Below are 25,044 nucleotides of genomic sequence, written 5' to 3' on the forward strand. Positions count from 1 at the left end.
AAAAGGAAGGTCAACCATGTTTCAATCTCGATACCTGCTCTCCGGCCTCGGACTGTCCCTGATGATCGCCACCCTCCCCGCTCAAGCCACCGGTTTGTCCAGCGAACACAAAGCCTTCGGCAAAACCAATGACGGCACGCCCGTCGAGCAATACATCTTGCGCAACAGCCATGGCCTGCAAGCCACGGTCATTACCTACGGCGGGATTCTGCAGTCGCTGAAAGTGCCGGACAAAAACGGCAAGCTCGACGATGTGGTGCTGGGTTTCGATGATGTGCAGGGTTACCAAAGCGGCACCGCATACTTCGGCGCGACCATTGGCCGCTTCGGCAATCGCCTGGCCAACGGCGCCTTCGAGCTGGATGGCAAGCGCTATCAGGTGCCACTCAACGACGGCAGCAATTCACTGCACGGCGGGGCCCAGGGTTTCGACAAACGGGTGTGGAAAGCCGAACCGAACAAAGGCAAGGATTCGGTGGGCGTGACCCTGACGTATCTGTCAGCGAGTGGTGAAATGGGCTTTCCGGGTAACCTGAAAACCGAGGTCACCTACAGCCTCACCGAGAACAATGAGCTGCGCATCGAGTACAAGGCCAGCACCGACAAACCCACAGTGCTGAACCTGACCAACCACAGTTATTTCAACCTGGCCGGCGCGGGCAATGGTGACGTGCTGAAGCAGCTTGCGACCTTGCATGCCGCCCGTTACACGCCGGTCACCGGCAAACTGATCCCTACCGGTGAACTGGCCCCGGTCGCCGGCACACCCATGGACTTCACTCAGCCGACCGCCATCGGTCAACACATCAAGGCTGATCACCCGCAACTGAAATTCGCCGAACCGAAACAAGGTGGTTTTGATTTCAACTGGGTGCTGGACGCCAAGGGTGACCTGGGCAAACTCGCCGCCGATGTCAGCGATCCGCAATCCGGGCGCCGCTTGCAGCTCTACACTACTGAACCGGGTGTGCAGTTCTATACCAGCAACTTCCTCGATGGCACGGTCAAGGGCAAGGCTGGCAAGATTTATCCGCATTGGGGGGCGTTTACCCTGGAGACTCAGCATTATCCGGATTCGCCGAACCAGCCGAGCTTCCCGTCCACACGGCTGGATCCGGGCAAGCGCTATAGCCAGACTACGGTGTACAAGTTTTCCACCTTGTAGATCAAAAGATCACAGCCTTCGGCAGCTCCTGCCGCAGGCTGCGATCTTTCGAGATCGCCATGGAACCACCGCGCGGTTTTGCTGCCAACTGATGTATCGATCGAACTTCAGGAAGGAGGATTCATGCGTACTCTTGAGCTGGCCGGCAGCCATGTGCCGGTCATTGGCCAAGGAACCTGGCGCATGGGAGAGGAACGCTCCCGACACACAAAGGAAGTTGCAGCGCTGCGTTTGGGCATCGAGTTGGGCATGACCCTGATCGACACCGCTGAAATGTACGCCGAAGGAGGCGCTGAAGAGGTGGTGGGTGAAGCCATCGCCGGCCTTCGCGATCAGGTTTTTCTGGTCAGCAAGGTCTATCCCCACAACGCCAGCCGCAAAGGCATCCCCCAGGCCTGCGAGCGCAGCCTGCGGCGGTTGAATACCGATTACATCGATCTCTACCTGTTGCACTGGCGCGGCGAGTATCCCCTTGCGGAAACCGTCGATGCCTTCGAACGCCTGCGCGAAGACGGCAAGATCGCCCGTTGGGGCGTGTCCAATTTCGATCTGGATGACCTGGAAGAATTGGCCTCGCCAGCCTGCGCCACCAATCAGGTGCTGTATAACCTGGAAGAGCGCGGCATCGAATTTGATTTGCTCCCCTGGAGCCAACATCAAAGGATGCCGGTGATGGCTTATTGTCCGATCGGCCAGGGCGGGCACATGCTGGCCAATTCGACGCTCAAGCAGATTGCCGCCCGTCACGAGGCGACACCTGCGCAGGTCGCGCTGGCATGGATTCTGCGTCAGAACGGCGTGATCGCCATCCCCAAGGCGGTCCGTCCCGAGCATGTGCAGCTCAATGCGCAAGCGGCGCAATTGCGGCTTGAAGTTGGGGATCTGGAGGCGCTGGACCAAGCTTTTCGCGCGCCACAACGCAAGCAGCGGTTGGCCATGGTCTGAGCCATCGCGGTTTTGTCAGAGGGCATCGGCATGAGAAGTACCGATCAGCTCGACGCTTTCAATTTGCCACGCTTCGTCCAGGCGCAGGACCCTGTGTTCAAGTGGGTGCAGGAGGAACTGCGCGCCGGTCAGAAGCGCCGACACTGGATGTGGTTCATCTTTCCGCAGTTTTCCGGGTTGGGTGACAGCGAAATGTCCCGCTACTTTGCCATTCGCTCCAGTGAGGAAGCCACCGCGTATCTGGAGCATCCATTGCTGGGTCCACGCTTGCGTGCCTGCACGCAACTGGTTCTGGACGCTCCTCATCAGTCGATCACCAAGATTTTCGGTCACCCCGACAACCTCAAGTTTCACTCATCGATGACGCTGTTCGCCCAGGTTTCGCCAAAAGGCAGTCTGTTCCATCAGGCGCTGGATCAGTATTTTCATGGCATACCGGATGGCTGGACGTTGTCGCTGCTGGACTCAAAACAGGCCCAGTTGCCCCCCAATCAGCGTTGAGAAATCGTCATCCACGAACGGCAGGATCGCATCCGCCACCGGTTGCAGTTGCCGGGTGATGTAATGGTCGTAGTCGATGGACGCGCTGCGGATTTCCAGCGGCTCGGGGCCAGCGACGGTGATGACATAACTGATCCAGCCGCCGTTCTGGTATTGCCGCGGGCGTCCCTGCTGGTCGTTGTAGTCGTCGGCGATTCGCGCGGCCCGCACATGGGGCGGCACGTTGCGTTGATAATCGTCGAGGGTACGGCGCAGGCGCTTGCGATAGATCAGGCGCTCGTCGAATTCACCGGCCAACGTCTTGCGCACATAGTCACGTACGTAATCCTGATATGGCTTGCGATTGAAGATGCGCAGGTACAACTCCTGCTGGAATTGCCGGGCCAACGGCGACCAGTCGGTGCGCACGGTTTCCAGGCCCTTGTAGACCATTTCATCGGTGCCGTCGGTGCGGGTGACCAACCCGGCATAGCGCTTCTTGCTGCCCTCCTCGGCGCCGCGAATGGTCGGCATCAGAAAGCGCTTGTAGTGGGTTTCGAACTGCAACTCCAGGGCACTTTCCAGCCCGTATTCCTGTTTCACATGCTCGCGCCACCATTGGTTGACGTGATCCACCAGCGCATGACCGATCTGCGCGGCTTCGGCCTGACCGTGGGGGCGGCGCAGCCAGACGAAGGTGGAATCGGTGTCGCCGTAGATCACCGCATGGCCTTGGGCTTCGATCAACTGGCGAGTGCGCAGCATGATCTCGTGTCCGCGTAAGGTGATGGACGAGGCTAGCCGTGTATCGAAGAAGCGGCAACCGCTGGAGCCGAGGACGCCATAGAAGGCATTCATGATGATCTTCAGCGCTTGGGACAGCGGCGCGTTGTGTTCGCGCTTGGCGGTTTCACGACCTTCGGCGACCCGGGCGACGATGGCTGGCAGGCAATGCCGGGTTCTTGAAAAACGTGCACCGCGAAAACCCGGCACCGACTCGCTGTCGTCGGGATGCTTGAGCCCTTCGATCAAGCCCACCGGGTCGATCAGGAAGGTGCGGATGATCGACGGATAGAGGCTTTTGTAGTCGAGCACCAGCACTGATTCGTACAGCCCGGGCTGCGAGTCCATGACAAAACCACCGGGGCTGGCCTGCGGTGGTTTGCCCCCGAGGTTCGGCGCGACGAAGCCCTGCCGGTGCATCAACGGCATATACAGGTGCGTGAACGCCGCCACCGAACCACCGCTGCGGTCCGCCGGCAAACCGGTGACGCTGGCGCGCTCGAGCAGGAAGGTCAGCAATTCGGTCTTGGCGAAGATCCGCGTCACCAGTTCGCAGTCCTTGAGGTTGTACTTCGCCAGGGCCGGTTTGTCCTCGGCGAACATGCGATTGATTTCGTCCATGCGCTGGTACGGGTTGTCGATCGACTTGCCCTCGCCCAACAGGGTTTGCGCGACGTTTTCCAGGCTGAACGACGGGAAGCTCCAGGTCGCCGAGCGCAGTGACTCGATGCCATCGATGATCAACCGGCCGGCGGCCGAGGCGAAGTAATGATTGCGGCTGCCGTGCTCGCGCCATTGCATTTCTTCGCCGCCACGCCCCAGCTTCAGCGGCACCGCCAAGCGCCGAGCATGTTCGTGCAGTACACGCAGATCGAACTGCACGACATTCCAGCCGATGATGGCGTCGGGGTCGTGCCGGGCGAACCATTCATTGAGCTTTTTCAGCAGCAGGGTTCGTGAGTCGCAGTATTCGAGCTGGAAATCCACCCCGCTGTCATCGCCATTGGGCGGCCCGAGCATATACACCTGCCGCTCGCCGCAGCCTTCCAGGGCGATGGAATACAGTTCGCCCTGAGCGGTGGTTTCAATGTCCAGCGAGACCAGCCGGAGCTTCGGTCGATAGCCGGGGTCGGGTTTCATTTGCGCGTCGAGCAGCAGGCCTTCGGCGCTGGGCGTGCCGCCGAACAAAACGGGCGCGGTAATGAAACGCTCCATCATGTAGCGTTCCGGCGGGCGGATGTCGGCTTCGAATACATCGACGCCTGATCTGCGCAGTGCGGTTTCGAGGCGCATCAACTGGCCGTGCTGCTGGCAATACAGGCCGAGCACCGGGCGGTGTTCGAAGTCCAGCAGTGCCAAGGGCTTCAGCTCGACGTTTTTCTCGTCGCGCAGCAGCGCTTCGGCTTGCTCACGCTGGGCTGCCGGAATGAACGCTACTGACTGTTGATGCGGCAGGCGGATGCGTCGGGGACCGGCATCGGTCGCCAGCCAGAACTCGACTTCCGTGCCGGCCGGGGTATCGCGCCAATGCCGGGTCAGGACGAAGCCCTGCTGTAAATCCACTACTGCAACCTCAACGATCTGATTCAAGGGGTAATTCTACGCGTGATCGGCGGTGGGGTGAGGGGGCTTGCCCTGATGCCAGTAAGTTAAGACGCTCCCACAGGATTTTCGTCGCTCACATTTCTTAACTTACCGGCATTAGAGTCGGACTTTTACAAAGAAAAATCGCTGAATGACGCTTTTTGCGCGGTATCTGCCGCTTTCTGCCTTGCTCTGCGAGCGCGTCTCTACGATTCTTCAAGAACAACGACAACACCCGAGAATCCGCCATGAAAACCGTCGCCCAACTGCTCAAGTTAAAGGCCCAACAGAATCAGGAAGTCCACACCATTGCGCCTCATCAAATGGTGCTGGAAGCGCTGATGGTGATGGCCGCAAAAAACGTCGGCGCGTTACCGGTGCTGAAAGAGGGAAAGGTCGTCGGCATCATCAGCGAGCGTGACTATGCGCGCAAACTGGTGCTCAAGGGGCGCTCCTCTGTCGGCACACCGGTCAGCGACATCATGGTGGCGCCAGTCATCACCGTGGACACCCATCAAACCGTCGAAACCTGCATGGGCATCATGTCCGAAAAACGCCTGCGGCATTTGCCGGTGGTGGAAAACGGCGAGTTGATAGGCTTGCTGTCCATCGGCGACCTGGTCAAGGAAGCCATCGCCGAACAGGCTGAACTGATTCGGCAGTTGGAACAGTACATTCGCGGCGAGTGATTGGCGGTGTTCTTAAGACGGCCAATGCCGCGCGAAAACCGGTGCCAATGCAGGGTGCCGGTCGAAGCGTTCGAGCCAGGCGGAGAACCCCGGCCGCGCAGCGCGCAAGTGCTCTCGGGTACCCGCCCACCGTGTCACCACCGCCGCCAGAATATCCAGTGCGCCCGGCGCCCCCTCGCCCAGGTACAACTTGCCGGCGAACTGATCGGCAAACACCTCCCAACTCCAGTGCAGGCGCTGGCGGGCACCGGCCATAAGATTTTCCCTCGATGATTCATCCGCCTCGGCCAGCCAGCGCTCGGGATAATCAATGATGCCGATGGCGGCATAGCAATTGCTGACGATGTACACCAGGCCCCGAATGACCTGATCACGCTTGAGCGGGTTTTCCGGCAGCAGGTTCGACTCCGGGAACGTGAGGCCCAGATGAATCAGGATGGCCGCACTCTCGGTCAGAACACCGCCATCGGGCAATTGCAGGGTGGGAATCTGCTTGAGCGGGTTGAGCTTCTCCAATGCCTGAACCGCCTCCGGGGACGATGAAACATCGATGAAGCGATAAGGAACCTCGCACAGTTCCAGCGCGGCTTCGATGGCCGCCGCACCTGAGTTTTGATGTCCGTAGAGCTGGTACATGACTAAATCTCCTCTGCGACTCTCTCTTTGTAGCAGATGCCCAAGACTGCGCCCGAGTGCCTCATCAACAAATATCAATCAGTCAGGTTCCGCACACTGACTGGCATTAGTCTAATGTTTACCTCCCCGCCCGCTTCATACAGCGCTGATAACGCTCATCGACCCGCTTGGCGAACCATGCCGTGGTGAGTTTGCGGGTGATTTTCGGGCTTTGCAGCAGGATCCCCGGCAACACCGCCCGAGGTAATGGTCGACCTTCAGCCTGTTCGGCCAAGGCAAACACGCGCCGATACAGCTTGGTGTCTTCGAATTCGAGGCTGTTACCCTCCTCCAATTGATCCCGAATGGTCAGGTTGCGCATGTCCAATTGCTTGCCGAGAGTGCGCACCGCCAATTCCGTGGAGCCCGGCATGATCGAACCGTAGCGCACCAGATCGCCATCCAGCGCCAGCGGAATGCCGGTCGCACGGCTTACCGCGTTCTGAAACGCCGCATTACGGCTGGCGTACCAACCGGCATTGAAATCGGCGAAGCGATACAGCGGCTGCTTGTAGCTCACTGGATAACCGAGCAAATGGGCAATACCGAAATACATACCGCCGCGACGCGTGAACACTTCGCGGCGAATCGAGCCGTCCACCGGATAGGGATAATCCCGCGCCTGCTGCTCGGCAAAATCGATGCTGACCTGCATCGGCCCGCCGGTGTGCACCGGGTTGAAACCATCGAACAGCGTCCGCCCCATGGGCACCATGCCGATGAAATCATCGAAAATCGCGCTGAGTTCTTTTTCGCTGCGCGCGGCATTCAGCCGGTCGCTGTAGCTTTTGCCATTGGGTGAGCTTACCTGCAAGGCACCGCTCACCAGCAGGCCGGGAATGTGGGCCTTGGCGGCGCGGCGGTCGATCTCGTCCCGGGCGATCTTGCCCAGGCCCGGCACCCGCGGATCAGCCTGAAACGTCGATTCCTGCTCAGTGACCGCGAGTACCGAACACAGGTTTTGCGTGGTCGGTGAAATCTTTTGCGCGGCAAATGCCGCGTAGATGTCCGTGGCCCAGCCTTGGCGGTCGGGTGTCTTGGCCGGTAGCAGACGCATGATCTCGGCCTTGACCTCGGCAGGCTTTCGGGCCGGCGGTTCCTGCGTGCGTTGAGTACCGCAACCGGCCAGAACCAACAGTGCCGCGGCGCTCATGATCAATCGATTGGCTTGCATGGTGCTCCATCAAAATCCGATAAGCCGGGTTAACCATACGATCAATGGCATGGCGCAGGCTATGACTGTGACAGTCGCGGACTGTTCCCCTGCTCCCTGCCCCGTAGCGGTAGCGCTGTAGCAGCTGTAGCAGCTGTAGCAGCTGTAGCAGCTGTAGCAGCTGTCGAGCCTGCGAGGCTGCGTTCGGCTGCGAAGCAGTCGCAAAACCTGCAACTGAGTTCTTTCAGGTAAACGGCGTTCGCCGAATTCACGACTGCTTCGCAGCCGAACGCAGCCTCGCAGGCTCGACAGCTGCTACACGCGTGTTTTCCGTTGGGCAGCCGGGCGGCCGGTGCATCCGGGCTGAACCATACTTGATCCACATACCGAGGAGGACAGGCTCATGAACCGTAGCGACGTGCTGATCATCGGCGCCGGCCCGACCGGGCTGGTACTGGCGCTGTGGCTGAGCAAACTGGGAATTCGGGTGCGCATTATCGACAAGACGTCGGAACCCGGCACCACTTCACGTGCGCTGGCAGTACAGGCACGAACCCTTGAACTGTATAGCCAGCTCGACCTCAGCGACGCTGTTGTGCAAAACGGCCATAAAGTGGCCGCGGCGAATTTCTGGGTCAAGGGCGAACCGGTCGCACGCCTGCCGCTGAGCACCATCGGCGAGGGTCTGACGCCCTACGCGTTTCTGGAAATGTATCCGCAAGACGAGCACGAACGCCTGCTGATCGAACGCCTGGAGGCCTTCGGTATTACGGTGGAGCGCAACACCGAACTGCAAAGCTTCGAGGAAACCGGCGACGGCATCACCGCCCGGGTGCGCTTGCCCGATGGCCAGCAGGAAACCTGCCAGGCCTGTTATCTCGCCGGCTGCGACGGCGCCCGGTCGATTGTGCGCAAAACGCTGGATACCGGTTTTCCGGGCGGCACTTACCAGCAGATTTTCTACGTGGCAGATGTGCAGGCTCGCGGCCCCACGTTCAACGGTGAACTGCATGTGGACCTTGATGAAGCCGACTTTCTCGCCGTATTCCCCTTGGCCGGTGAAGGGCGCGCCCGCCTGATCGGTACGGTTCGCGACGAACGCGCCGATCGTGCCGAAACCCTCCAGTTCGAAGACGTCAGCAGCCGTGCCATCGAGCATTTAAAGGTACAGATCGATCAGGTGAACTGGTTCTCGACTTACCGCGTGCATCACCGGGTTGCGGATCACTTTCGCACCGGGCGCGCGTTTCTGTTGGGTGACGCCGCCCATGTCCATAGCCCCGCGGGTGGCCAAGGTATGAACACCGGGATTGGCGACGCGATCAATCTGGCCTGGAAACTCGCCGCGGTGTTGAGCGGTGGCGCCTCGGCCAAACTACTCGACAGTTATGAAACCGAACGCATCGCGTTTGCCCGGCGACTGGTGGCAACTACTGACCGGGTCTTCAGTTTCGTCACCGCCGAAGGACGAATTGCCGACTTGCTGCGCACCCGCGTGGCGCCCTTTTTGATCCCGAAAATGACCTCGCTGGAAGCCGCGCGGGAATTTCTGTTTCGCACAGTGTCGCAGACCACCCTCAACTATCGCGGCATGCCGTTGAGCGAAGGCGTTGCTGGCCATGTTCACGGTGGTGATCGCCTGCCCTGGGCTCACGACGGTGAAGGGGACAATTTCGAATCGCTGAAGGACCCGAGCTGGCAAGTGCATGTGTATGGCGACACCAGCGACGAGATGATTGCCTGGTGCATCGAGCATCACTTGCCGTTGCAGGTGTTCGACTGGCGGCCGGCGTTTGAAACGGCGGGGCTGGCGCGCAACGGGTTTTACCTGCTGCGGCCGGATACGTATGTGGCGATTGCCGACTACAGCGCCGATCCGAAGGTGATCGAGCGGTATTTCCGGGACCGTGAGATTCGGCTTTTCTTCGGCTGAACCCAAGATTAGCGAGGCTGATCATTCCCACGCTCTACGTGGGAATGATCTTTCAAAACAGTTAGATCCCGGCCAGGGCCAGGTCCATTGCAAAGTAGGTGAAGATCAAATCCGCCCCGGCCCGTTTGATCGCTCCCAGGCTCTCACGCACCACTCGGTCCTCATCGATTGCCCCGGCCTGGGCGGCGAATTTGATCATCGCGTACTCGCCACTCACCTGATACGCCGACAGCGGCAAACGCGAGGCTTCGCGGATATCGCGGATGATGTCCAGGTACGCACCGGCCGGTTTGACCATCAGCGCGTCGGCGCCTTCCTGCTCGTCCATCAGCGATTCACGCACGGCTTCGCGGCGGTTCATCGGGTTCATCTGATAGCTTTTGCGGTCGCCCTTCAGCGCACTGCCGCCGGCCTCGCGGAACGGGCCATAAAGCGCCGAAGCGAATTTGGTCGAATAGGCCATGATTGCGGTCTGGCTGAAACCCGCTTCATCGAGTGCCCGGCGAATGGCCTGGACCTGCCCGTCCATGGCCGCCGACGGTGCGATCACATCGGCGCCGGCCCGAGCAGCCGCCACGGCTTGTTTGCCGAGGTTGATCAGGGTCTGGTCGTTGTCGACTTCGTGGTGATGCAGCACGCCGCAGTGGCCGTGATCGGTGTACTCGCAGAAACAGGTGTCGGACATCACGATCATTTCCGGCACGGCGTCCTTGGCGATGCGCGACATGCGCGACACTAGACCATTGTCGCTCCAGGTGTCGCTGCCGCTGCTGTCCAGATGATGGGACACGCCAAACGTCATCACTGACTTGATCCCGGCGCGGGCGTAACGCTCGATCTCACCGGCCAGCTTCGACTCGGGAATGCGCATCACGCCAGGCATGCTCTTGATCGGCACGAAATCGTCGATCTCTTCCTCGACGAAAATCGGCAACACCAGATCATTCAAGCTGAACTCGGTTTCCTGGAACAGGCTGCGCAGGCTCGCATTGCGGCGCAGACGGCGTGGACGTGCTTCGGGGAACTGACTGGGCATGGGCCTTCCTGAAAAACGGCGGATGAGACGAAGTTGTGGGAGCGAAGCTTATGCCCTGCAAGGGGCGGGGCACAAACCTTGATCGCTCAAGACTGCGTTACCGCGGCGGCAACAATTGGCCGCATCCAGCTCAAAGGGGTTGCCTGGGGATTTCCAGCCCGCGAATCACCGCCGGCCTTGCCAGGAAACGTTCCAGCACGCGGGTGACGTTAGGGAAATTCTGGATGCCTACCAGATCACCGGCCTCGTAGAAGCCGATCAGGTTGCGCACCCATGGAAAGGTCGCGATGTCGGCGATGGTGTAGCGCTCGCCCATGATCCAGTCGCGCCCTTGCAGACGGCCATCAAGGACTTGGAGCAAGCGCTTGCTTTCGTCGACGTAACGATCACGGGGACGCTTGTCTTCGTAGTCCTTGCCGGCGAATTTGTTGAAAAAACCGAGTTGGCCAAACATCGGTCCGATACCGCCCATCTGAAACATCAGCCACTGAAGGGTCTCGTAACGCGCCGCCGATTCCTGGGCCAGCAGTTGCCCGCTCTTGTCGGCAAGGTAAATCAGAATCGCCCCGGACTCGAACAGAGCCAGCGGTTGGTCCCCCGGACCATGGGGGTCGAGGATCGCCGGGATTTTGTTGTTGGGGTTCAGCGACAGAAATTCGGGGGACAACTGATCGTTGGTATCGAAGCCCACACGATGCGGCTCGTAGGGCAGCCCGATCTCTTCGAGCATGATCGAAACCTTGACGCCATTGGGCGTTGGCAAGGAATAGAGCTGGATCCACTCCGGGTACTGGGCCGGCCATTTTTGAGTGATGGGGAATGCAGACAAATCGGTCATAAAGGGCATCCACGAGAAAATCGAAGTGAAGATCATAATGGGGACGGGGATACGATGTGTAACGTGTCCATAAATCCGCAACATCCCGTCGGTAACCTTTTCCCCAATCCGTTCAAGGTTGCCGCTAAAGTGCCAGGCACCTCGCTCGGATCGAACCAAAGGGCTTCAGAGGACTCTGAGCATTGCCCTGTAGAAAACGGACCGGGCCAACGACATGGAATACACCCGATGCTGGGAGCTCGCGGTGTCAAGGTTTGTCAGCCTTAACCGAATGCGCTGAAGATGACCTATTCGATGATGAATCCATTGAAATTCGCCCAACGCTTCAAGCATCGCGCCTATATCTTCCTGCCCTCCCTGCTGGCGGTCAGCGCGTTGTTCTTGTCGCTTGAGTCCAGTGAAAGCCGCGCCCAACCGGCGGACGGCACTCAGACGCTGGTATTCCTGCGTCATGCGGAAAAACCGGCCGGCGGCCTGGGTCAGCTCAATTGTCAGGGACTGAATCGCGCCATTGACCTGGCCACCTTGTTGCCGGAAAAATTCGGCAAGGCCAACTACGTGTTTGCCGCCAACCCGACACGCAATGTCGAGGAAGGCGAACTGGATAATTCCTACAGTTACATCCGCCCCCTGATGACCATCAGCCCCAGCGCAATCAAGCTCGGCTTGCCGGTGAACATCAACTTCTCGGCCAATGACACCAGCGACCTGGCGGATGAACTGCTGCACGACAAGTATCACAACTCGGTCATTTATACGGCCTGGTCCCACGGCTATCTGCCCGAGTTGATCAACAAGGTCGCCGGGGAAGCCGTCGGCAAGAAACAGAACATTACCGAAGACTGGGAATCGAGCGATTACGACTCGCTGTATGTGCTCACGCTGACTTGGCACAACGGTAAGGCCAGCCTGCAGAGCCACAGCTACAAGCAAGGGCTGGATAATGGTCAGGAGACCTGTCCGACGTAAGCTGTGATCGTGGTGGCGCTTCGAGTTTTACAGTGCCTGTCACGGCCCCATCGCGGGCAAGCCCGCTCCCACAAGAGACAGTGTCGATCACAAATCTGTGTTCCACCACAAACCACGGTGGGAGCGGGCTTGCCCGCGATGGGGCCGGCAAAACAGCATCACCCTCGCTGATTGCCTCGCGCTCGCAGATACTCGAGCACCGCCCCCCGCTCCCCGACAAACTCAATCCGCGAACCCTTCTTCTCCCGCTGAAACGCATACATCGGGTCGTAATACTCGCGCAGTAACCCTTCGATCCAGCCCCGGTGCATATCCACCGCGCCACTGTTCGCCTGTTCTGCCAGCGCGTCTTCCATCAAGGTCAGCATCCGCTGATGACGTTCGCCGCCCAACCGTCTCTGTACATTGTTCAGGCTCGCCAGCAAACGCTCGGAAAACAGCGCGAAACCTTCATCGCCATGCACTTCGATGAATTCGGCGCACAAGTCCACCACGTAATCACGCAGGATCCGCTCGACACGCCCTTCCAGGCTGTCTTCCAGCCAGACCATCGGAAACTGCTGCATGCCCTGATACAGCGGCAACGGCAAGGCGCAACTGCCGACCATGCGGCTCTCGTCTTCCAGCACGAACTGTTCGATACCACGGGCGCGCCTCTTCAGCACGTCCACGGCCAGGCGGTTTTCAAAGTCGATGTTGGAGGGTTGGCCGGTGGCGCGTTTGCCGAAGCTGGAGCCGCGATGATGGGCGTGGCCTTCAAGGTCCAACCCGTTGCTCAATTGCGTGAGCACCTCGGTCTTGCCGGTGCCGGTCATGCCACCCAGCAAAACGAAATCGCACTGGGCAATGGCCTGCTCGAGCGTATCGAGCAAGAAGGTGCGCATGGCCTTGTAGCCACCGCCGACTCGCGGGTAGTCGATACCCGCTTCGTCCTTCAGCCATTGCTGAACGATCTGCGAACGCAGCCCGCCGCGAAAACAGTACAAATAACCATCCGGATGCGCCCGGGCAAACTCGGCCCAGGCCTGGATGCGCTCGGCCTTGATCTCGCCGGACACCAATTGATGCCCCAGCGTGATGGCTGCTTGTTGGCCTTGCTGCTTGTAGCAAGTGCCGATCCGTTGCCGCTCCAGGTCATTCATCAACGGCAGATTGACCACGCCGGGAAATGAGCCTTTGAGGAATTCGACCGGCGCGCGGGTATCCATCATCGGTCGGTCGTTGAGAAAGATGTCGCGGTAATCGGTGAAGTCGATGGACATCAAAACACCTCTACCGCGTGAGTCTGTCGCTCAACCAGTTCGCCGATTGGCTCGAGGGTCAGGCCGAGTTCAGCCGCCACCGCCAGAAACTGTTCGTTGCTCTCGGGCGTGACCGCAATCAACAGGCCGCCGCTGGTCTGCGGGTCGCAGAGCACGCGTTTGTGCAACTCCTGAAGTCGGCCGACCTTGCTGGCGTAGCTGTCGAAATTGCGCAGCGTGCCGCCGGGCACGCAGCCCTGATCGAGGTAATACTCGACACCCGGCAGGCGCGGTACCCGGTCATATTCAATGCGGGCGGTCACGTTGCTGCCGTCGGCCATTTCCACCAGATGCCCGATCAGGCCAAACCCGGTGACGTCAGTCATTGCGGTCACGCCGTCGAGTTTGCCGAAACGGCTGCCGGGTTTGTTCAGGGTGCACATCCAGTCGCGGGCCAGGCCGATGTCGGCATTGCGCAACTTGCCCTTCTTCTCGGCCGTGGTGAGGACGCCGATGCCCAAGGGTTTGGTGAGGTATAGCAAGCACCCGGCGGTGGCGGTGTCGTTGCGCTTCATATGGCGCTTTTCCACCAACCCGGTCACGGCCAGGCCGAAGATCGGCTCTGGCGCGTCGATGGAATGGCCACCGGCCAATGGAATCCCTGCCTCATCACAGACCGAACGCCCGCCGCGAATCACTTCCCGGGCAATCTCCGGCGCCAGCACATTGACCGGCCAGCCGAGGATCGCAATCGCCATCAAGGGATCGCCGCCCATGGCGTAGATATCGCTGATGGCATTGGTCGCGGCGATGCGGCCGAAGTCGAAGGGATCATCGACGATCGGCATGAAAAAGTCAGTGGTCGACACTACGCCGCGTTCTTCGTCGATGGCATACACCGCCGCGTCGTCGCGCGAGGCGTTGCCGACCCAGAGTTTCGGGTCCAGGTTCTGCGCACCGCTGCCGGCCAGAATCACCTCCAGCACCTGGGGCGAAATCTTGCAGCCACAACCTGCGCCGTGGCTGTATTGGGTCAGACGAATCGGCTCGCTCATCGGGGGGTACCTTGTGAAGTCAATGCCGAGGATTCTACAGCAACCCTATTTCGTAGGAGCTGGTTACATGTGACCGATCGTTCCCACGCTCCCGCGCGGGAACGATCATCGTGCAGGCGATACCACTTTGGTGCGAAAACCCTGATCGAAAGGACAGTTAAACCATCTATTTCCCAACCTTTTCCGTGCCTTGAGAAAAACTGGTATGCCTTGTGCAAACGTTTGCGAGTCGCCGATACCGGCCTGTTCGCCACCTAACCGCACAAACCCGCACCACCGGGCTTTCGATCCGCACGAAAAGGGACTTTTAATGCATTGCACCTCCAGCCGCGTGACTTGCTCGCGCACTTTTGCTGTTTCCTTGCTGCTGGCCAGCGTTACAGGACTACTCAGCAGCCACGTTTGGGCCCAACCGGCCACCGCCGAAGAATCCGCCCAGGGCGAAGCCCTTAGCCCTGAAGCCAGCCCGCCGAAAAAAGGCGCCTACCTGTCCGACTGGTTCAACCAGGACCTGACCATCATCGGCAGCAAAGACATCAGTTTCGGCCCGCAACCGGCCGACGACATCTACCTGGAATATGAATACTTCGGCCGCAAGGGGCCATTCGAGTTGTACGGCTACATCGACATTCCAAAGATCTTCGACATCGGCAACAGCCATGACAAAGGCGTCTGGGACCACGGCTCGCCGGTGTTCATGGAGCACGAACCGCGGATTTCCATCGACTACCTGGCCGGCCGCAGCCTGGCCGTCGGGCCGTTCAAGGAATGGTACGTGGCGTTCGACTGGATCTACGACCACGGCAGCAACAGCGCCAACCGCGCCAACACGCTGTACAGCGGTTTGGGCACCGACATCGACACCCATTCGCGGGTCAACCTGTCGGCCAACTTCTATGGCCGCTACCAGTGGGAAAACTACGGTGCCAGCAACGAATATTCGTGGGACGGCTACCGCGCCCAGCTCAAGTACATCGTGCCCATCAGCAGTTTCAGCAATGGCGCTTCGTTGACCTACATCGGTTTCACCAACTTCGACTTCGGCTCCGATCTGCACAAGGACAACCCGGCCCGCACCGCCAACGCCACCGTGGCCACCAACGTGTTGCTCTACGCCTTCACCCACTTGCGTTTCACCCTGGTCGGCCGTTATTTCCACAACGGCGGCAACTGGGACGACGGCAGTGAGTTGAATTTCGGCGACGGTGACTTCCGCGCCCGTTCCAACGGCTGGGGTTACTACGCCGGTGTCGGTTATCAGTTTTAAGGCTCATTTGAATCAGGAGGTTTTATGAATGCAATGACGCGTCTTTCCCTGTCCGTGGGCATTGTCTGCGGCGCCCTGCTCTCGTCTGCTACCTGGGCGACTGAAGCGCCCATTCAGCCGAAAGTAATGCTGATCACCATGTTCGCCCCCGAGGCGCAGAACTGGATCGATCGCCTGGAGCTCAAGCAAGAAGTGCGCGTACCGGGCCTGTCCGCCGAGTACCCGAATATTCGCTGCAACCCCCAACAGGTGTGCCTGATGGTCACCGGCATGGGCCAGACCAATGCGGCGGCTTCGACCCTGGCCCTGGCGCTGTCGCCGAAATTCGACCTGCGCAAAAGTTACTTTCTGATCGCCGGGATTGCCGGCATCAGCCCGCACCACGGCACCATCGGTACCACCGCGTGGGCGCACTATCTGGTGGAGTTCGGCACCCAGTGGGAGCTGGACTCCCGGGACGCACCGAAAGACTGGCCGACCGGTTACCTGGGCATCAACACCAAAGGCCCGAACGAAAAGCCGCCTCTGGACTACAAGACTGAAGTGTTCGAACTCAATCCGAAGTTGCAGGCCAAGGCATTCGCCCTGAGCCACAAGGTCCATCTGAGCGAGAGCAAGGAGTCGGCGGCATGGCGCTTGAAGTATCCGTCGGCCCCGGCCAATCAACCGCCGGTCGTTACCCAGTGCGATACGCTGGCGGGCAATACCTGGTTTTCCGGAACGCGGCTGAGTGAGCGAGCTGAAGTCTGGACCAAGCTGCTGACCAATAACGAAGGGGTTTATTGCACGACTCAGCAGGAAGACAATTCCACCTATGAAGCGCTGCTGCGCGCCAGCCGCGAGGGGTTGGTGGATGTGCGGCGTCTGGCGGTGGTGCGCGCCGGTTCCGACTTCGACCGGCCGGCGCCGGGCCAGAGCGAGGTGGATAACCTGCTCAAATACGCCGATCAGGGCGGTTTTGTGCCGGCGCTGGAGAACCTGTACCGCACGGGGAATCCGTTGGTGCAGGAGATTCTGCAGAATTGGTCGGCTTGGGAGAAAGGCGTGCCTGAGGTCTGAGTCCGGCTTGAGGACGCCTTCGCGGGCAAGCCTCGCTCCTACAGGGAGCGAGCCTGCTCGCGATAGGGCCAGAACATTCAACATAAATGCCGACTGTGACGGTTCCGCCGGCGCACCTTGGGCCATAGGCTAGGATCATCGGGAGTCAGGAAGGCTCCATGATCACGAGGCGCCCGGCTGTCGCCAGTCACTGTCACCGTCCGACAACTCGACTGAATTTTCCGCGCGCCGAACGATCCCTCTATAACAACAGGGAGGAATACAGGCTTTATGAACAACGCAAAACTTTTCGTCATTGAATACACCCTTCACGGCAAGCCCAAGTCTTTCATTATCCGCCTGGACAAAATGGACAATGCAGAGGCTTGGCACTGGGCAAGTTGCGACGCCGGAGTAGGCCGGATCCCGCGCTTTGGCCGTGAGAGGGTGCAAAAGACCAGTAAACCGCTGGCGGAGAAATTCGGCGTCGAAAATGTGACCTGGCGACCGGCGAATTAAGCTTTGGAAGGGAGGGAAGGATTCAAACTGAAAGTGGAGCCTGGATGGCTCCACTTTTTTTGGCTGAACGGTCAGTGCTTGGCACATTTGCAGCCTTTGGTGGAACACTCTTCGCCGTGTTCATGATGCTTGGCGCAGCCTTCACAGCAATAGTGCTTGCCGTGACGCACGATGGGGTGTTCACCCAGTTTGCAGGAGCATTTCGGGCAGTCGCAGGTACCGTCGTTCATAGTCTGACTCCATGGTGATGGTCGTCTGGGTGCGACGGATGCGCACCGTAATACCAGTGTAGGAGTTTGTGTCAGCTCTGGCCCCCATTCATGACCTCAAATGCGGAATTGCCCGACCAGTTGGCCCAAGCGCTGACCAAGGTCGGCCAGGCTGCGTGAGGTCTGTGCGCCAAGCTGGGTTTCGTCGGCGACGCTGTCTACGGCCACGGCAATTTGATGCACGCTGCGGTTGATCTCTTCGGCTACGGCGGTTTGCTCTTCGGCGGCGCTGGCGATCTGGGCGTTCATCGAGTTGATGGTGCCGATCAACTGGGCCATGGCGTCCAGAGAGGCCCCCGCCTCGTTGGCCTGGGCCGACGTGCCGTCGCCGGCCTCGCTGGAGCGGCGCATGGCCTCGACTGCCGATTGGGTGCCGGCCTGCAAGCGGTCGATCATGCTCTGGATTTCCTGGGTGCTGATTTGCGTGCGACTGGCCAATGCCCGCACTTCGTCGGCGACCACCGCAAAACCACGCCCGGCCTCACCGGCGCGGGCCGCTTCAATGGCGGCGTTGAGCGCCAGGAGGTTGGTCTGTTCGGCAATCGAACGGATCACCCCGAGTACGCTGACAATCGACGACACGTCTTTCTGCAGGCTATCGAGAGACACGCCGCTGCTGCGAATGTCGTTCACCAACGCATGAATCTTCACGATGCTGCCAGCCACCACGCGCTTGGCGGCCTGGCCTTCTTCGTCGGTCTGCTGGGCAGCGACCGCCGCGTTTTGCGCGCTTTTGGCCACTTCCTGAGCCGCCGCAGACATTTCGTTGATCGCCGTGGCCACCTGATCGGTTTCGTGACGCTGACGCTCCATGGCCTGATCCGAGCGCTGGGCCTGATCGGACACCTGATTCACCAGCCCGGTCAGTTGCGAGGTCATTTCAGTGATCTGCCGCACCAGGCCGTGGATCTTGTCGACGAAACGGTTGAACGAGCCGGCCAGTTCGCCGAGTTCATCCTGGCTGGTGATGGACAGGCGTCGGGTCAGGTCGCCCTCGCCCGCCGCGATGTCGTCAAGGTTGGCTTTCATCAGGTTCAGCGGACGCAGAATGGTGTTGGCCAGCAGCATCCCGGCAGCAGCAATCGCCAACAGCACCACCACGGCAATCCCGACAATGCTCAGCACCACGCCTTGCATGCGTTCCTGGACCTTGGCCTCAACCACCGCCACTTGAGCTTCGATGCCGTCGAGGTTGACCGAGGTGCCGACCGCCATGTCCCACTTCGGCAGGTATTCGGTGTAGCCGAGTTTAGGCACCAGCACTTGGGTGTTACCGGGCAGCGTCGAGCTGTATTGCAGGTAGTGAGTGCCGTCCTTGGCGACTTTCACCAGGTCACGGTTGACGTAGACGCCGTTCGGGTCGCGGTTGTCCTTGAAGCTCTGGCCCACGCCTTCGGGGCTGCTGGCCTTGAACAGGCGCACGGTGTTGGAGTCGTAGCCGAAGAAGTAGCCGTCCTTGCCGTAGGTGATGCTCGACAGCAACTTGATCACCTGCGCCCGCGCCGCATCATCGCCGGGGGCGGCTGCGTCGTAGAGCGGTTTGATCGTGGTCATGGCCACGGCGACGTAGCTTTGCAGGGTCGCCTTGGCATCGCTGAGCAGGCGCTGACGGGTTTCCTCGACTTCCTTGCGGGCCTGCTCTTGCAGGATGAACAGCGTGGTCAGGCTGATGACCAGCGCAAAGAGCAGCACCGGGAGGACGGCAAGGGACAGGACTTTAGCCTTCAGGCTCATGCGCATGACGTTCACTCTTATGATTTTGTTGGCGTGGTTAAAGGCTTTAACGGCAGGCCAAATCAAAAGTTGAGTCAGAGTCACATTGATCCTGTGGGAGCGGGCTTGCCCGCGATAGCGTCGGTACATTCAGTATCAATGCGACTGAAAGGCCGCCATCGCGGGCAAGCCCGCTCCCACAGGGTTAGAGGTGTTACAGAACCATCGCCGCCACCCAGCCAAACGCCAGCAGCGGCAGGTTGTAGTGCAGGAAGGTCGGGACCACGGTGTCCCAGATGTGGTGATGCTGGCCGTCGATGTTCAGACCGGAGGTCGGGCCCAGGGTCGAATCCGACGCGGGTGACCCGGCATCGCCCAACGCACCGGCAGTGCCGACGATGCACACGATGGCGATCGGGCTGAAGCCCAGTTGCACGCACAACGGCACGAAAATCGCCGCCAGAATCGGTACGGTGGAAAACGACGAGCCGATGCCCATGGTCACCAACAATCCGACCAGCAGCATCAACAGCGCGCCGATGCCTTTGCTGTGGTTGATCCACGAGGCCGAGGACTCCACCAGCGTCTGCACATGACCGGTGGCTTTCATCACTTCGGCAAACCCGGACGCGGCGATCATGATGAAGCCGATCATCGCCATCATCTTCATGCCCTCGGTGAACAGGTCATCGGTGTCGCGCCATTTGACGATGCCCGACACCGAAAAGATCAGGAAGCCCACCAGCGCCCCGATAATCATCGAGTCCAGCAGCAACTGAACAATGAACGCGGCGGCAATGGCCAGACCGGCGATCATCAGGCTCATTGGGTTGTACTGCACCGCGACCTGTTCGACTTTTTCGATTTTCTCGAGGTCGTAAACGCGCTTCTTGCGGTAGCTGATAAACGCTGCCGCGAGGCCAAACACCATGCCCAGCGCCGGAATGCCCATGGCATGGGTGACGTTGATGCCGCTGATGTCCACGCCACTACGGGCGACGTTGGCCAGCAGGATTTCATTGAGAAAGATGTTGCCGAAGCCCACGGGCAAGAACATGTACGGTGTGATCAGACCGAACGTAATGACGCAGGCAATCAATCGACGGTCCAGTTGCAGTTTGGTCAGCACATATAACAGTGGCGGCACCAGCAACGGGATAAAGGCGATATGAATCGGCAAAATGTTCTGGGAGGCGATAGCCACCACCCACAGCAGGCCGATCAGCAGCCATTTGACATTTCCGCCACCGTTGGCGTGCTGGCGATCGACCATGGTCAGGGCTCTGTCGGCCAGCGCATGGGCCAGGCCGGACTTGGCGATGGCCACCGCAAACGCGCCGAGCAAGGCGTAGGACAACGCAACCGTCGCCCCGCCGCCGAGGCCGCTGTTGAAAGCTTTCAGGGTCGCATCGATGCCCAGGCCACCGGTCAAGCCACCGACCAGCGCGCCCACAATCAGCGCGATCACCACATGCACGCGGGACAGGCTGAGTATCAGCATGATGCCGACCGCGGCAATTACTGCATTCATTGTTGTTACCTCAAAAGCAGCGCGGTGAGGCAATCACCGCCAAACGGAATGAGTCCGGCCGGCAGTCTGTATGAGCGCCGCCAGCGGATGGAGAAAAGGGTTTTATTAGAGGGCGCGCACTGTGCCGGAGCGCTGCCGCCTTGTCAAAGCCAACGCCACGCCGCTTTCGCGAGCAAGCCCGCTCCCACAGGTTAAGCAGCGTTCTTTGGATTGTGGGTTAGCGTTTGGGCAACTCGATCGTGACCTTCAACCCGCCCCACTCGCTTTCCTGCAACTTCAACACCCCGCCCCATGTGTCGACGATATCGCGCACGATGCCCAACCCCAAACCATGTCCATCCGTCTGTTCATCAAGTCGGGTACCGCGGCTGAACACCTGAGCGCGCTGGTCTTCGGGAATCCCCGGGCCATCGTCTTCCACGCTTAGCTCAAACCTTTCGGCCGTTTCGACCACGCTCAACCGCACCTCGGCATCCGCCCATTTGCAGGCGTTGTCCAGCAGGTTGCCGAGCAACTCCAGCAAATCTTCGCGATCCCACGGCAGTTGCAAACCGGCCGGTGCCCGGTAGCTCAGGTCAAGGTGTTCGCCGTGAATCATGTTCAACGTGGCCAGCAACCCAGGTAGCTCGGCATCACATTCAAACAACGCCCCCGGCAGTGCATCGCCGGACAACCGGGCGCGGTTGAGTTCACGATTGAGCCGTTGCTGAACCTGCTCCAGTTGCGCCTGCATGACTTTGCGCAGCTGCGGGTGAGCATCGAGTTTTTCGCTGGAAACCAGGCTCAACAACACCGCCAGCGGCGTTTTCAAGGCATGGCCAAGATTACCCAGCGCATTGCGCGAGCGCTTGAGACTGTCTTCGGTGTGGGCCAGCAAATGGTTGATCTGCGCCACCAGCGGTTCCAGCTCCAGCGGCACTTCTTCGTCGAGTTGCGAGCGCTGGCCCTGTTGCAATTGGGCGATTTGCTCGCGGGCCTTTTCCAGCGGGCGCAAGGCGCGGCGCACGGTGACCCGTTGCAGCAGCAGAATCAACAGCAACCCAACCAGCCCCAACCCCAGACCGACCTGTTGCATGCGGCAGAAACTATCGCGCACCGGGGTGTAATCCTGGGCGACGCTGATGGAAATCGCCTGACCCAGCCGACGATAGTCCGAACGCAACACCAGCAGCAGCTGCCCTTCCGGCCCCAATTGCAGGTTGCTTTGCAGACCTGCGTGTTCGAGCCGCGGCAGATCCTGATCCCATAACGAGCGGGAGCGCCAATGGCGGTCGGCAAAGTCGATACGGAAGTAATGCCCGGAGAACGGTCTCTGGTAGGCCGGCGACAGGTGACGCTCATCCAGCTGCAACCCTTGCGGGCCACGCACCAGCGCCACCAGCAGGTTTTCGCTGTCGTTGCGCAGCCCGGCTTCGAGGTAGCGCTGCAAACCCATTTCGAACAGCCACAGGCTGGTTTGCGCCAGCACCAGGCCGACGATCACCATCACGCTGATCAGGCCCAGGCTCAAGCGGCGCTGAATCGACCTCACTGGGCTTGCCCGCCAAACAGGTAACCCTGACCGCGACGGGTTTCGATCACGCTGCGGCCGAGTTTGCGTCGCAGGTGATTGACGTGGACTTCCAGCACATTGGAGTCGCGCTCGGTTTCACCGTCGTAGAGGTGTTCGGCGAGGTGGCTTTTGGAAAGGATCTGTTCAGGGTGCAACATGAAATAACGCAGCAGGCGAAACTCGGCGGCGGTGAGCTGGATGTCGGCGCCGTCGCGGGTCACGCACTGGCGAGCTTCATCCAGATGCAAACCGGCGGCCTTGAGTGTCGGCTGATTGGCGTGACCGTGGGAGCGGCGTAACAGTGCCTGGACTCGCAGGTGCAGCTCTTCGGGGTGAAACGGTTTGGTCAGGTAATCATCGGCGCCGGCCTTGAGGCCTTCGATCCGCTCGGCCCAGGAACCGCGCGCGGTGAGGATCAGCACTGGCGTGGCCAAGCCCCCGGCCCGCCATTGCGCCAGCACGTCGAGCCCCGGCAAACCCGGCAGGCCAAGGTCGAGGATGATCAGGTCATAAGGCTCACTGCTGCCCTGGTACACCGCATCGCGGCCGTCGGCCAGCCAGTCCACGGCGTAACCCTGCCGGTTGAGGCCGGCCATCAATTCGTCGGCCAGCGGCACGTGGTCTTCCACCAAGAGCAAACGCATCGGTCAATCTTCCTTGTCTTTCAGTAAGTGCCCGGTGATGGCGTCGAGGTCCAGTTCGCGCACTACGCCTTCGGTGGTCAGCAGCTCGACCTCGTAAATGTAGACGTCGTGCTTTTCCTCAAGCTCGGCTTCCAGCAGCTTGGCCCCGGGATAGAGGTCCAGCGCTTGCTGCAAGAGCTGCTCCAGCGGCAGGATCACACCTTGTTGGCGCAGGCGCAGGGCCTCGTCCTGATCCAGATCACGGGCCATGACCACCGAGCAAAAAGCCAGGAGCACCAGCGCCATATGACTGCTGGCGCGCCGATTAAGAGAAAACACCTTCATTACGTATCCTGATGATCCTTGAGAACCTGCCCGCTGACAGCGTCCAACTCCAGGTCCCACTCAAGGCCCTGCGAGTCGCGCAGTTCCACCTGGTAGATGTACTTGCCGTACTCTTCTTCAAGCTCGGTTGCGGTGATGTTGGCGCCGGGGTGTTTGGCCAATGCCGTGGCGTTGAGCTTCTCGAAAGACACAATGGTACCAGCGTCGCGCAGTCTCAGGGCTTCGTCGGGGCCCAGGTCGCGCGCGTGAGCGATGCTGGCGGTCATGGTGATGAGGGAGGCGGTGAACAGGGCAGTCAGGATTTTCATGGGGTGTCTCCGTATTTTTTATGTGTTGCTACCAGCGCCACCTTAGCGATTCGAACTTAACTGAAACTGAATTGCCATCATTAATGATTGCAGTGTGACATCACCGGCTCCTACAGATTGTGCGCTGCGCTGTCCGACACACGCTTATAATCCCCCGCCTGCCAAACATCGAGACCGGTATGACCGCGATCCACATCAAGTTCCCTTCCCTGACGCTCAAGGCCGGCCCGCGTGCCCTGGCGCGCATCCGTGAAAACGGCTTGAGCGCCGCTGATGTGGGCACGCTGCCGGGCGCCGCCGGTGGCCCGAAAGCGTTGGGAATTCAGGGACTGGATCTGGCGCTGTTCGGCGAATGGCTGCCGGCGGCACCCAGGGAGCGTTCGCTGATTGGCGCTTCGGTGGGTTCCTGGCGGTTCGCCAGCGCCTGCCTGCCGGATGCCGCTGAAGGCATCCGCCGCCTCGGTCATCTGTACACCGAGCAAAACTTTGCCAAGGGGGTGACCATGGCGCAGATCAGCCAGAGCTCCCGGCGCATGCTCGATGACTTGCTCGACGGCCGCGATGCATCGATTCTGGACAACGCCCACTACCGACTGAACATCATGGTGGTCAAAAGCCACGGCCTGCTGGCGGACGATCATCGTGGTCGGCTGGGGCTGGGCCTGTCGTCGGTGATCGCCGACAACCTGCGCGGGCGAGCGCGGCTGTCACGGCATTTCGAGCGGCTGATCCTCCACGACCCGCGCCTGGCGCCACCGGTCAACGCGCTGAACGACTTCCCGTCGCGCTTCGTTGCGCTGGATGCCGGCAACCTGCGCCAGGCCTTGCTGGCCTCGGGTTCGATTCCGATGGTCATGCAAGGCGTGCGCGACCTGCCGGGTGCCGGCGCCGGGACATTTCGCGATGGTGGTCTGCTGGACTATCACCTCGACCTGCCCTACAGCGGCAACGACATCGTGCTGTATCCGCACTTCACCGACCGGGTGATCCCCGGCTGGTTCGACAAGACCCTGCCGTGGCGCCGCGCTTGCCCGGCCCGTTTGCAGGACGTTCTGTTGCTGGCGCCGTCAAAGGAATATCTGTCGCGCCTGCCCTACGGCAAACTGCCGGACCGTAACGACTTCAAGCGCTTCATGGGCGATGCCCCGAGCCGGCAAAAATACTGGCGCACGACGATGGATGAAAGCCGGCGCCTGGGCGATGAGTTCCTTGAACTGGCCGCCAACGGTCGCCTCGGCGAGCGCTTGCTGACCCTTTAGTCAGTGTTTTCCCGCATCGCCAAACACAAGCTGGTAAACTCGCCACCTGCCCCTATCGCCGCGGCGATCGCCAC

At 60.2% G+C, this 25,044-nt stretch carries 24 protein-coding genes and 1 pseudogene; 10 read left to right on the forward strand and 15 right to left on the reverse strand.

The features are described 5' to 3' along the window. The first annotated feature begins 16 nt into the window (after window positions 1–16). The 3 genes from PSH97_RS19030 to PSH97_RS19040 all read left to right on the forward strand — a co-directional run bounded on the left by PSH97_RS19030 (window position 17) and on the right by PSH97_RS19040 (window position 2,611). Window positions 17–1,165: an aldose epimerase family protein gene (locus PSH97_RS19030; RefSeq protein ID WP_305446245.1), complete on the forward strand. Its 1,149-nt coding sequence runs from the start codon at window positions 17–19 to the stop codon at window positions 1,163–1,165. A 123-nt stretch (window positions 1,166–1,288) separates the two neighbouring features. Further along, complete coding sequence (locus PSH97_RS19035; protein ID WP_305446246.1) at window positions 1,289–2,110, forward strand: aldo/keto reductase; 822 nt, start codon at window positions 1,289–1,291, stop codon at window positions 2,108–2,110. Window positions 2,111–2,140: 30 nt separating this feature from the next. Continuing rightward, window positions 2,141–2,611 carry a DUF1810 domain-containing protein gene (locus PSH97_RS19040; protein ID WP_305446247.1) on the forward strand — a complete coding sequence of 157 codons (471 nt, stop codon included), beginning with the start codon at window positions 2,141–2,143 and terminating at the stop codon, window positions 2,609–2,611. Here PSH97_RS19040 and PSH97_RS19045 read toward each other — a convergent pair. Beyond that, entirely contained in the window at window positions 2,576–4,936 is a 2,361-nt protein-coding gene (locus tag PSH97_RS19045; RefSeq protein ID WP_305449832.1) for a DNA polymerase II, read from the reverse strand. The genes PSH97_RS19040 and PSH97_RS19045 overlap by 36 nt on opposite strands. A 269-nt stretch (window positions 4,937–5,205) precedes the next feature. Between PSH97_RS19045 and PSH97_RS19050 the strand changes: the two genes are divergently transcribed. Next, window positions 5,206–5,646, forward strand: coding sequence for a CBS domain-containing protein (locus PSH97_RS19050; protein WP_007901706.1), 441 nt, complete (start codon window positions 5,206–5,208; stop codon window positions 5,644–5,646). Between the two features lie 12 nt (window positions 5,647–5,658). Here PSH97_RS19050 and PSH97_RS19055 read toward each other — a convergent pair whose 3' ends face one another. After that, on the reverse strand, window positions 5,659–6,282 hold the full coding sequence (locus PSH97_RS19055; RefSeq protein WP_305446248.1) for a glutathione S-transferase N-terminal domain-containing protein: 624 nt from the start codon (window positions 6,280–6,282) through the stop codon (window positions 5,659–5,661). Between the two features lie 118 nt (window positions 6,283–6,400). Beyond that, a complete protein-coding gene (locus tag PSH97_RS19060) occupies window positions 6,401–7,495 on the reverse strand; it encodes a DUF1615 domain-containing protein (protein ID WP_305446249.1) in 1,095 nt (364 codons plus the stop codon). Between the two features lie 382 nt (window positions 7,496–7,877). On the opposite strand from PSH97_RS19060, the gene PSH97_RS19065 reads away from it, so the two are divergent. Beyond that, the gene (locus PSH97_RS19065) at window positions 7,878–9,407 is read left to right on the forward strand and encodes an FAD-dependent oxidoreductase (RefSeq protein ID WP_305446250.1); all 1,530 of its coding nucleotides are present in this window, start codon (window positions 7,878–7,880) and stop codon (window positions 9,405–9,407) included. A 61-nt stretch (window positions 9,408–9,468) separates the two neighbouring features. Here the strand turns inward: PSH97_RS19065 and hemB are convergent, their stop codons facing one another. Together hemB and PSH97_RS19075 are read right to left on the reverse strand one after the other, a co-directional pair. Further along, window positions 9,469–10,443 (reverse strand): porphobilinogen synthase, encoded by a 975-nt coding sequence (hemB, locus tag PSH97_RS19070; RefSeq protein WP_305446251.1) that lies wholly within the window; start codon window positions 10,441–10,443, stop codon window positions 9,469–9,471. A 130-nt stretch (window positions 10,444–10,573) separates the two neighbouring features. Continuing rightward, window positions 10,574–11,281, reverse strand: a complete 708-nt coding sequence (locus PSH97_RS19075; RefSeq protein ID WP_305446252.1) for a glutathione binding-like protein — start codon at window positions 11,279–11,281, stop codon at window positions 10,574–10,576. A 294-nt stretch (window positions 11,282–11,575) separates the two neighbouring features. Between PSH97_RS19075 and PSH97_RS19080 the strand changes: the two genes are divergently transcribed. Then, window positions 11,576–12,250, forward strand: a complete 675-nt coding sequence (locus tag PSH97_RS19080; RefSeq protein ID WP_305449833.1) for a histidine phosphatase family protein — start codon at window positions 11,576–11,578, stop codon at window positions 12,248–12,250. A 158-nt stretch (window positions 12,251–12,408) separates the two neighbouring features. Here PSH97_RS19080 and mnmH read toward each other — a convergent pair whose 3' ends face one another. Both mnmH and selD read right to left on the reverse strand, forming a co-directional pair. Beyond that, on the reverse strand, window positions 12,409–13,512 hold the full coding sequence (gene mnmH, locus PSH97_RS19085) for a tRNA 2-selenouridine(34) synthase MnmH (protein WP_305446253.1): 1,104 nt from the start codon (window positions 13,510–13,512) through the stop codon (window positions 12,409–12,411). Beyond that, a complete protein-coding gene (gene selD / locus PSH97_RS19090) occupies window positions 13,512–14,546 on the reverse strand; it encodes a selenide, water dikinase SelD (RefSeq protein WP_305446254.1) in 1,035 nt (344 codons plus the stop codon). Before selD ends, mnmH begins: the two co-directional genes overlap by 1 nt. A 310-nt stretch (window positions 14,547–14,856) precedes the next feature. Between selD and PSH97_RS19095 the strand changes: the two genes are divergently transcribed. From PSH97_RS19095 to PSH97_RS19105, 3 genes are all read left to right on the forward strand, one after another. Then, window positions 14,857–15,813: a nucleoside-specific channel-forming protein Tsx gene (locus tag PSH97_RS19095; RefSeq protein ID WP_305446255.1), complete on the forward strand. Its 957-nt coding sequence runs from the start codon at window positions 14,857–14,859 to the stop codon at window positions 15,811–15,813. A 24-nt stretch (window positions 15,814–15,837) separates the two neighbouring features. Then, a complete protein-coding gene (locus tag PSH97_RS19100; RefSeq protein ID WP_305446256.1) occupies window positions 15,838–16,872 on the forward strand; it encodes a purine-nucleoside phosphorylase in 1,035 nt (344 codons plus the stop codon). A 270-nt stretch (window positions 16,873–17,142) separates the two neighbouring features. Continuing rightward, window positions 17,143–17,370, forward strand: a complete 228-nt coding sequence (locus PSH97_RS19105; RefSeq protein ID WP_305446257.1) for a DUF6555 family protein — start codon at window positions 17,143–17,145, stop codon at window positions 17,368–17,370. A gap of 71 nt (window positions 17,371–17,441) precedes the next feature. Here PSH97_RS19105 and PSH97_RS19110 read toward each other — a convergent pair whose 3' ends face one another. From PSH97_RS19110 to PSH97_RS19140, 8 genes and pseudogenes are all read right to left on the reverse strand, one after another. Continuing rightward, on the reverse strand, window positions 17,442–17,600 hold the full coding sequence (locus tag PSH97_RS19110) for a metallothionein (protein WP_223488708.1): 159 nt from the start codon (window positions 17,598–17,600) through the stop codon (window positions 17,442–17,444). A gap of 96 nt (window positions 17,601–17,696) precedes the next feature. Then, entirely contained in the window at window positions 17,697–18,518 is an 822-nt protein-coding gene (locus PSH97_RS28620) for a methyl-accepting chemotaxis protein (protein WP_370694714.1), read from the reverse strand. A gap of 84 nt (window positions 18,519–18,602) precedes the next feature. After that, a pseudogene (locus PSH97_RS28625) lies at window positions 18,603–19,502 on the reverse strand (cache domain-containing protein); the annotation flags it as partial. Between the two features lie 64 nt (window positions 19,503–19,566). Beyond that, complete coding sequence (locus PSH97_RS19120) at window positions 19,567–20,883, reverse strand: Na+/H+ antiporter family protein (RefSeq protein WP_305446259.1); 1,317 nt, start codon at window positions 20,881–20,883, stop codon at window positions 19,567–19,569. Between the two features lie 217 nt (window positions 20,884–21,100). Further along, complete coding sequence (locus PSH97_RS19125) at window positions 21,101–22,414, reverse strand: sensor histidine kinase (RefSeq protein WP_305446260.1); 1,314 nt, start codon at window positions 22,412–22,414, stop codon at window positions 21,101–21,103. Next, entirely contained in the window at window positions 22,411–23,079 is a 669-nt protein-coding gene (locus PSH97_RS19130; protein WP_305446261.1) for a response regulator transcription factor, read from the reverse strand. Before PSH97_RS19130 ends, PSH97_RS19125 begins: the two co-directional genes overlap by 4 nt. Window positions 23,080–23,082: 3 nt before the next feature. Next, window positions 23,083–23,403: a PepSY domain-containing protein gene (locus tag PSH97_RS19135; RefSeq protein WP_305446262.1), complete on the reverse strand. Its 321-nt coding sequence runs from the start codon at window positions 23,401–23,403 to the stop codon at window positions 23,083–23,085. Continuing rightward, window positions 23,403–23,711 (reverse strand): PepSY domain-containing protein, encoded by a 309-nt coding sequence (locus tag PSH97_RS19140; protein ID WP_305446263.1) that lies wholly within the window; start codon window positions 23,709–23,711, stop codon window positions 23,403–23,405. The genes PSH97_RS19135 and PSH97_RS19140 overlap by 1 nt, the downstream gene beginning before the upstream one ends. A 179-nt stretch (window positions 23,712–23,890) precedes the next feature. Here PSH97_RS19140 and PSH97_RS19145 point away from each other — a divergent pair, with 179 nt between their 5' ends. Then, a complete protein-coding gene (locus PSH97_RS19145; protein WP_305446264.1) occupies window positions 23,891–24,970 on the forward strand; it encodes a patatin-like phospholipase domain-containing protein in 1,080 nt (359 codons plus the stop codon). The last annotated feature ends 74 nt before the right edge of the window (window positions 24,971–25,044 follow it).

This window comes from Pseudomonas cucumis, assembly GCF_030687935.1.
Classification (GTDB): domain Bacteria; phylum Pseudomonadota; class Gammaproteobacteria; order Pseudomonadales; family Pseudomonadaceae; genus Aquipseudomonas; species Aquipseudomonas cucumis.

Coding starts and splice junctions, on each gene's coding strand:
- PSH97_RS19040 (WP_305446247.1), top strand. CDS start 2,141: ATGAGAAGTACCGATCAGCTCGACGCTTTCAATTTGCCACGCTTCGTC.
- PSH97_RS19075 (WP_305446252.1), bottom strand. CDS start 11,281: ATGACCGATTTGTCTGCATTCCCCATCACTCAAAAATGGCCGGCCCAG.
- PSH97_RS19035 (WP_305446246.1), top strand. CDS start 1,289: ATGCGTACTCTTGAGCTGGCCGGCAGCCATGTGCCGGTCATTGGCCAA.
- PSH97_RS28620 (WP_370694714.1), bottom strand. CDS start 18,518: ATGACCTCGCAACTGACCGGGCTGGTGAATCAGGTGTCCGATCAGGCC.
- PSH97_RS19105 (WP_305446257.1), top strand. CDS start 17,143: ATGAACAACGCAAAACTTTTCGTCATTGAATACACCCTTCACGGCAAG.
- PSH97_RS19120 (WP_305446259.1), bottom strand. CDS start 20,883: ATGAATGCAGTAATTGCCGCGGTCGGCATCATGCTGATACTCAGCCTG.
- PSH97_RS19060 (WP_305446249.1), bottom strand. CDS start 7,495: ATGCAAGCCAATCGATTGATCATGAGCGCCGCGGCACTGTTGGTTCTG.
- PSH97_RS19110 (WP_223488708.1), bottom strand. CDS start 17,600: ATGAACGACGGTACCTGCGACTGCCCGAAATGCTCCTGCAAACTGGGT.
- PSH97_RS19095 (WP_305446255.1), top strand. CDS start 14,857: ATGCATTGCACCTCCAGCCGCGTGACTTGCTCGCGCACTTTTGCTGTT.
- PSH97_RS19130 (WP_305446261.1), bottom strand. CDS start 23,079: ATGCGTTTGCTCTTGGTGGAAGACCACGTGCCGCTGGCCGACGAATTG.
- PSH97_RS19080 (WP_305449833.1), top strand. CDS start 11,576: ATGATGAATCCATTGAAATTCGCCCAACGCTTCAAGCATCGCGCCTAT.
- PSH97_RS19100 (WP_305446256.1), top strand. CDS start 15,838: ATGAATGCAATGACGCGTCTTTCCCTGTCCGTGGGCATTGTCTGCGGC.
- PSH97_RS19145 (WP_305446264.1), top strand. CDS start 23,891: ATGACCGCGATCCACATCAAGTTCCCTTCCCTGACGCTCAAGGCCGGC.
- PSH97_RS19050 (WP_007901706.1), top strand. CDS start 5,206: ATGAAAACCGTCGCCCAACTGCTCAAGTTAAAGGCCCAACAGAATCAG.
- PSH97_RS19140 (WP_305446263.1), bottom strand. CDS start 23,711: ATGAAAATCCTGACTGCCCTGTTCACCGCCTCCCTCATCACCATGACC.
- PSH97_RS19065 (WP_305446250.1), top strand. CDS start 7,878: ATGAACCGTAGCGACGTGCTGATCATCGGCGCCGGCCCGACCGGGCTG.
- PSH97_RS19030 (WP_305446245.1), top strand. CDS start 17: ATGTTTCAATCTCGATACCTGCTCTCCGGCCTCGGACTGTCCCTGATG.
- PSH97_RS19055 (WP_305446248.1), bottom strand. CDS start 6,282: ATGTACCAGCTCTACGGACATCAAAACTCAGGTGCGGCGGCCATCGAA.
- selD (WP_305446254.1), bottom strand. CDS start 14,546: ATGAGCGAGCCGATTCGTCTGACCCAATACAGCCACGGCGCAGGTTGT.
- hemB (WP_305446251.1), bottom strand. CDS start 10,443: ATGCCCAGTCAGTTCCCCGAAGCACGTCCACGCCGTCTGCGCCGCAAT.
- mnmH (WP_305446253.1), bottom strand. CDS start 13,512: ATGTCCATCGACTTCACCGATTACCGCGACATCTTTCTCAACGACCGA.
- PSH97_RS19135 (WP_305446262.1), bottom strand. CDS start 23,403: ATGAAGGTGTTTTCTCTTAATCGGCGCGCCAGCAGTCATATGGCGCTG.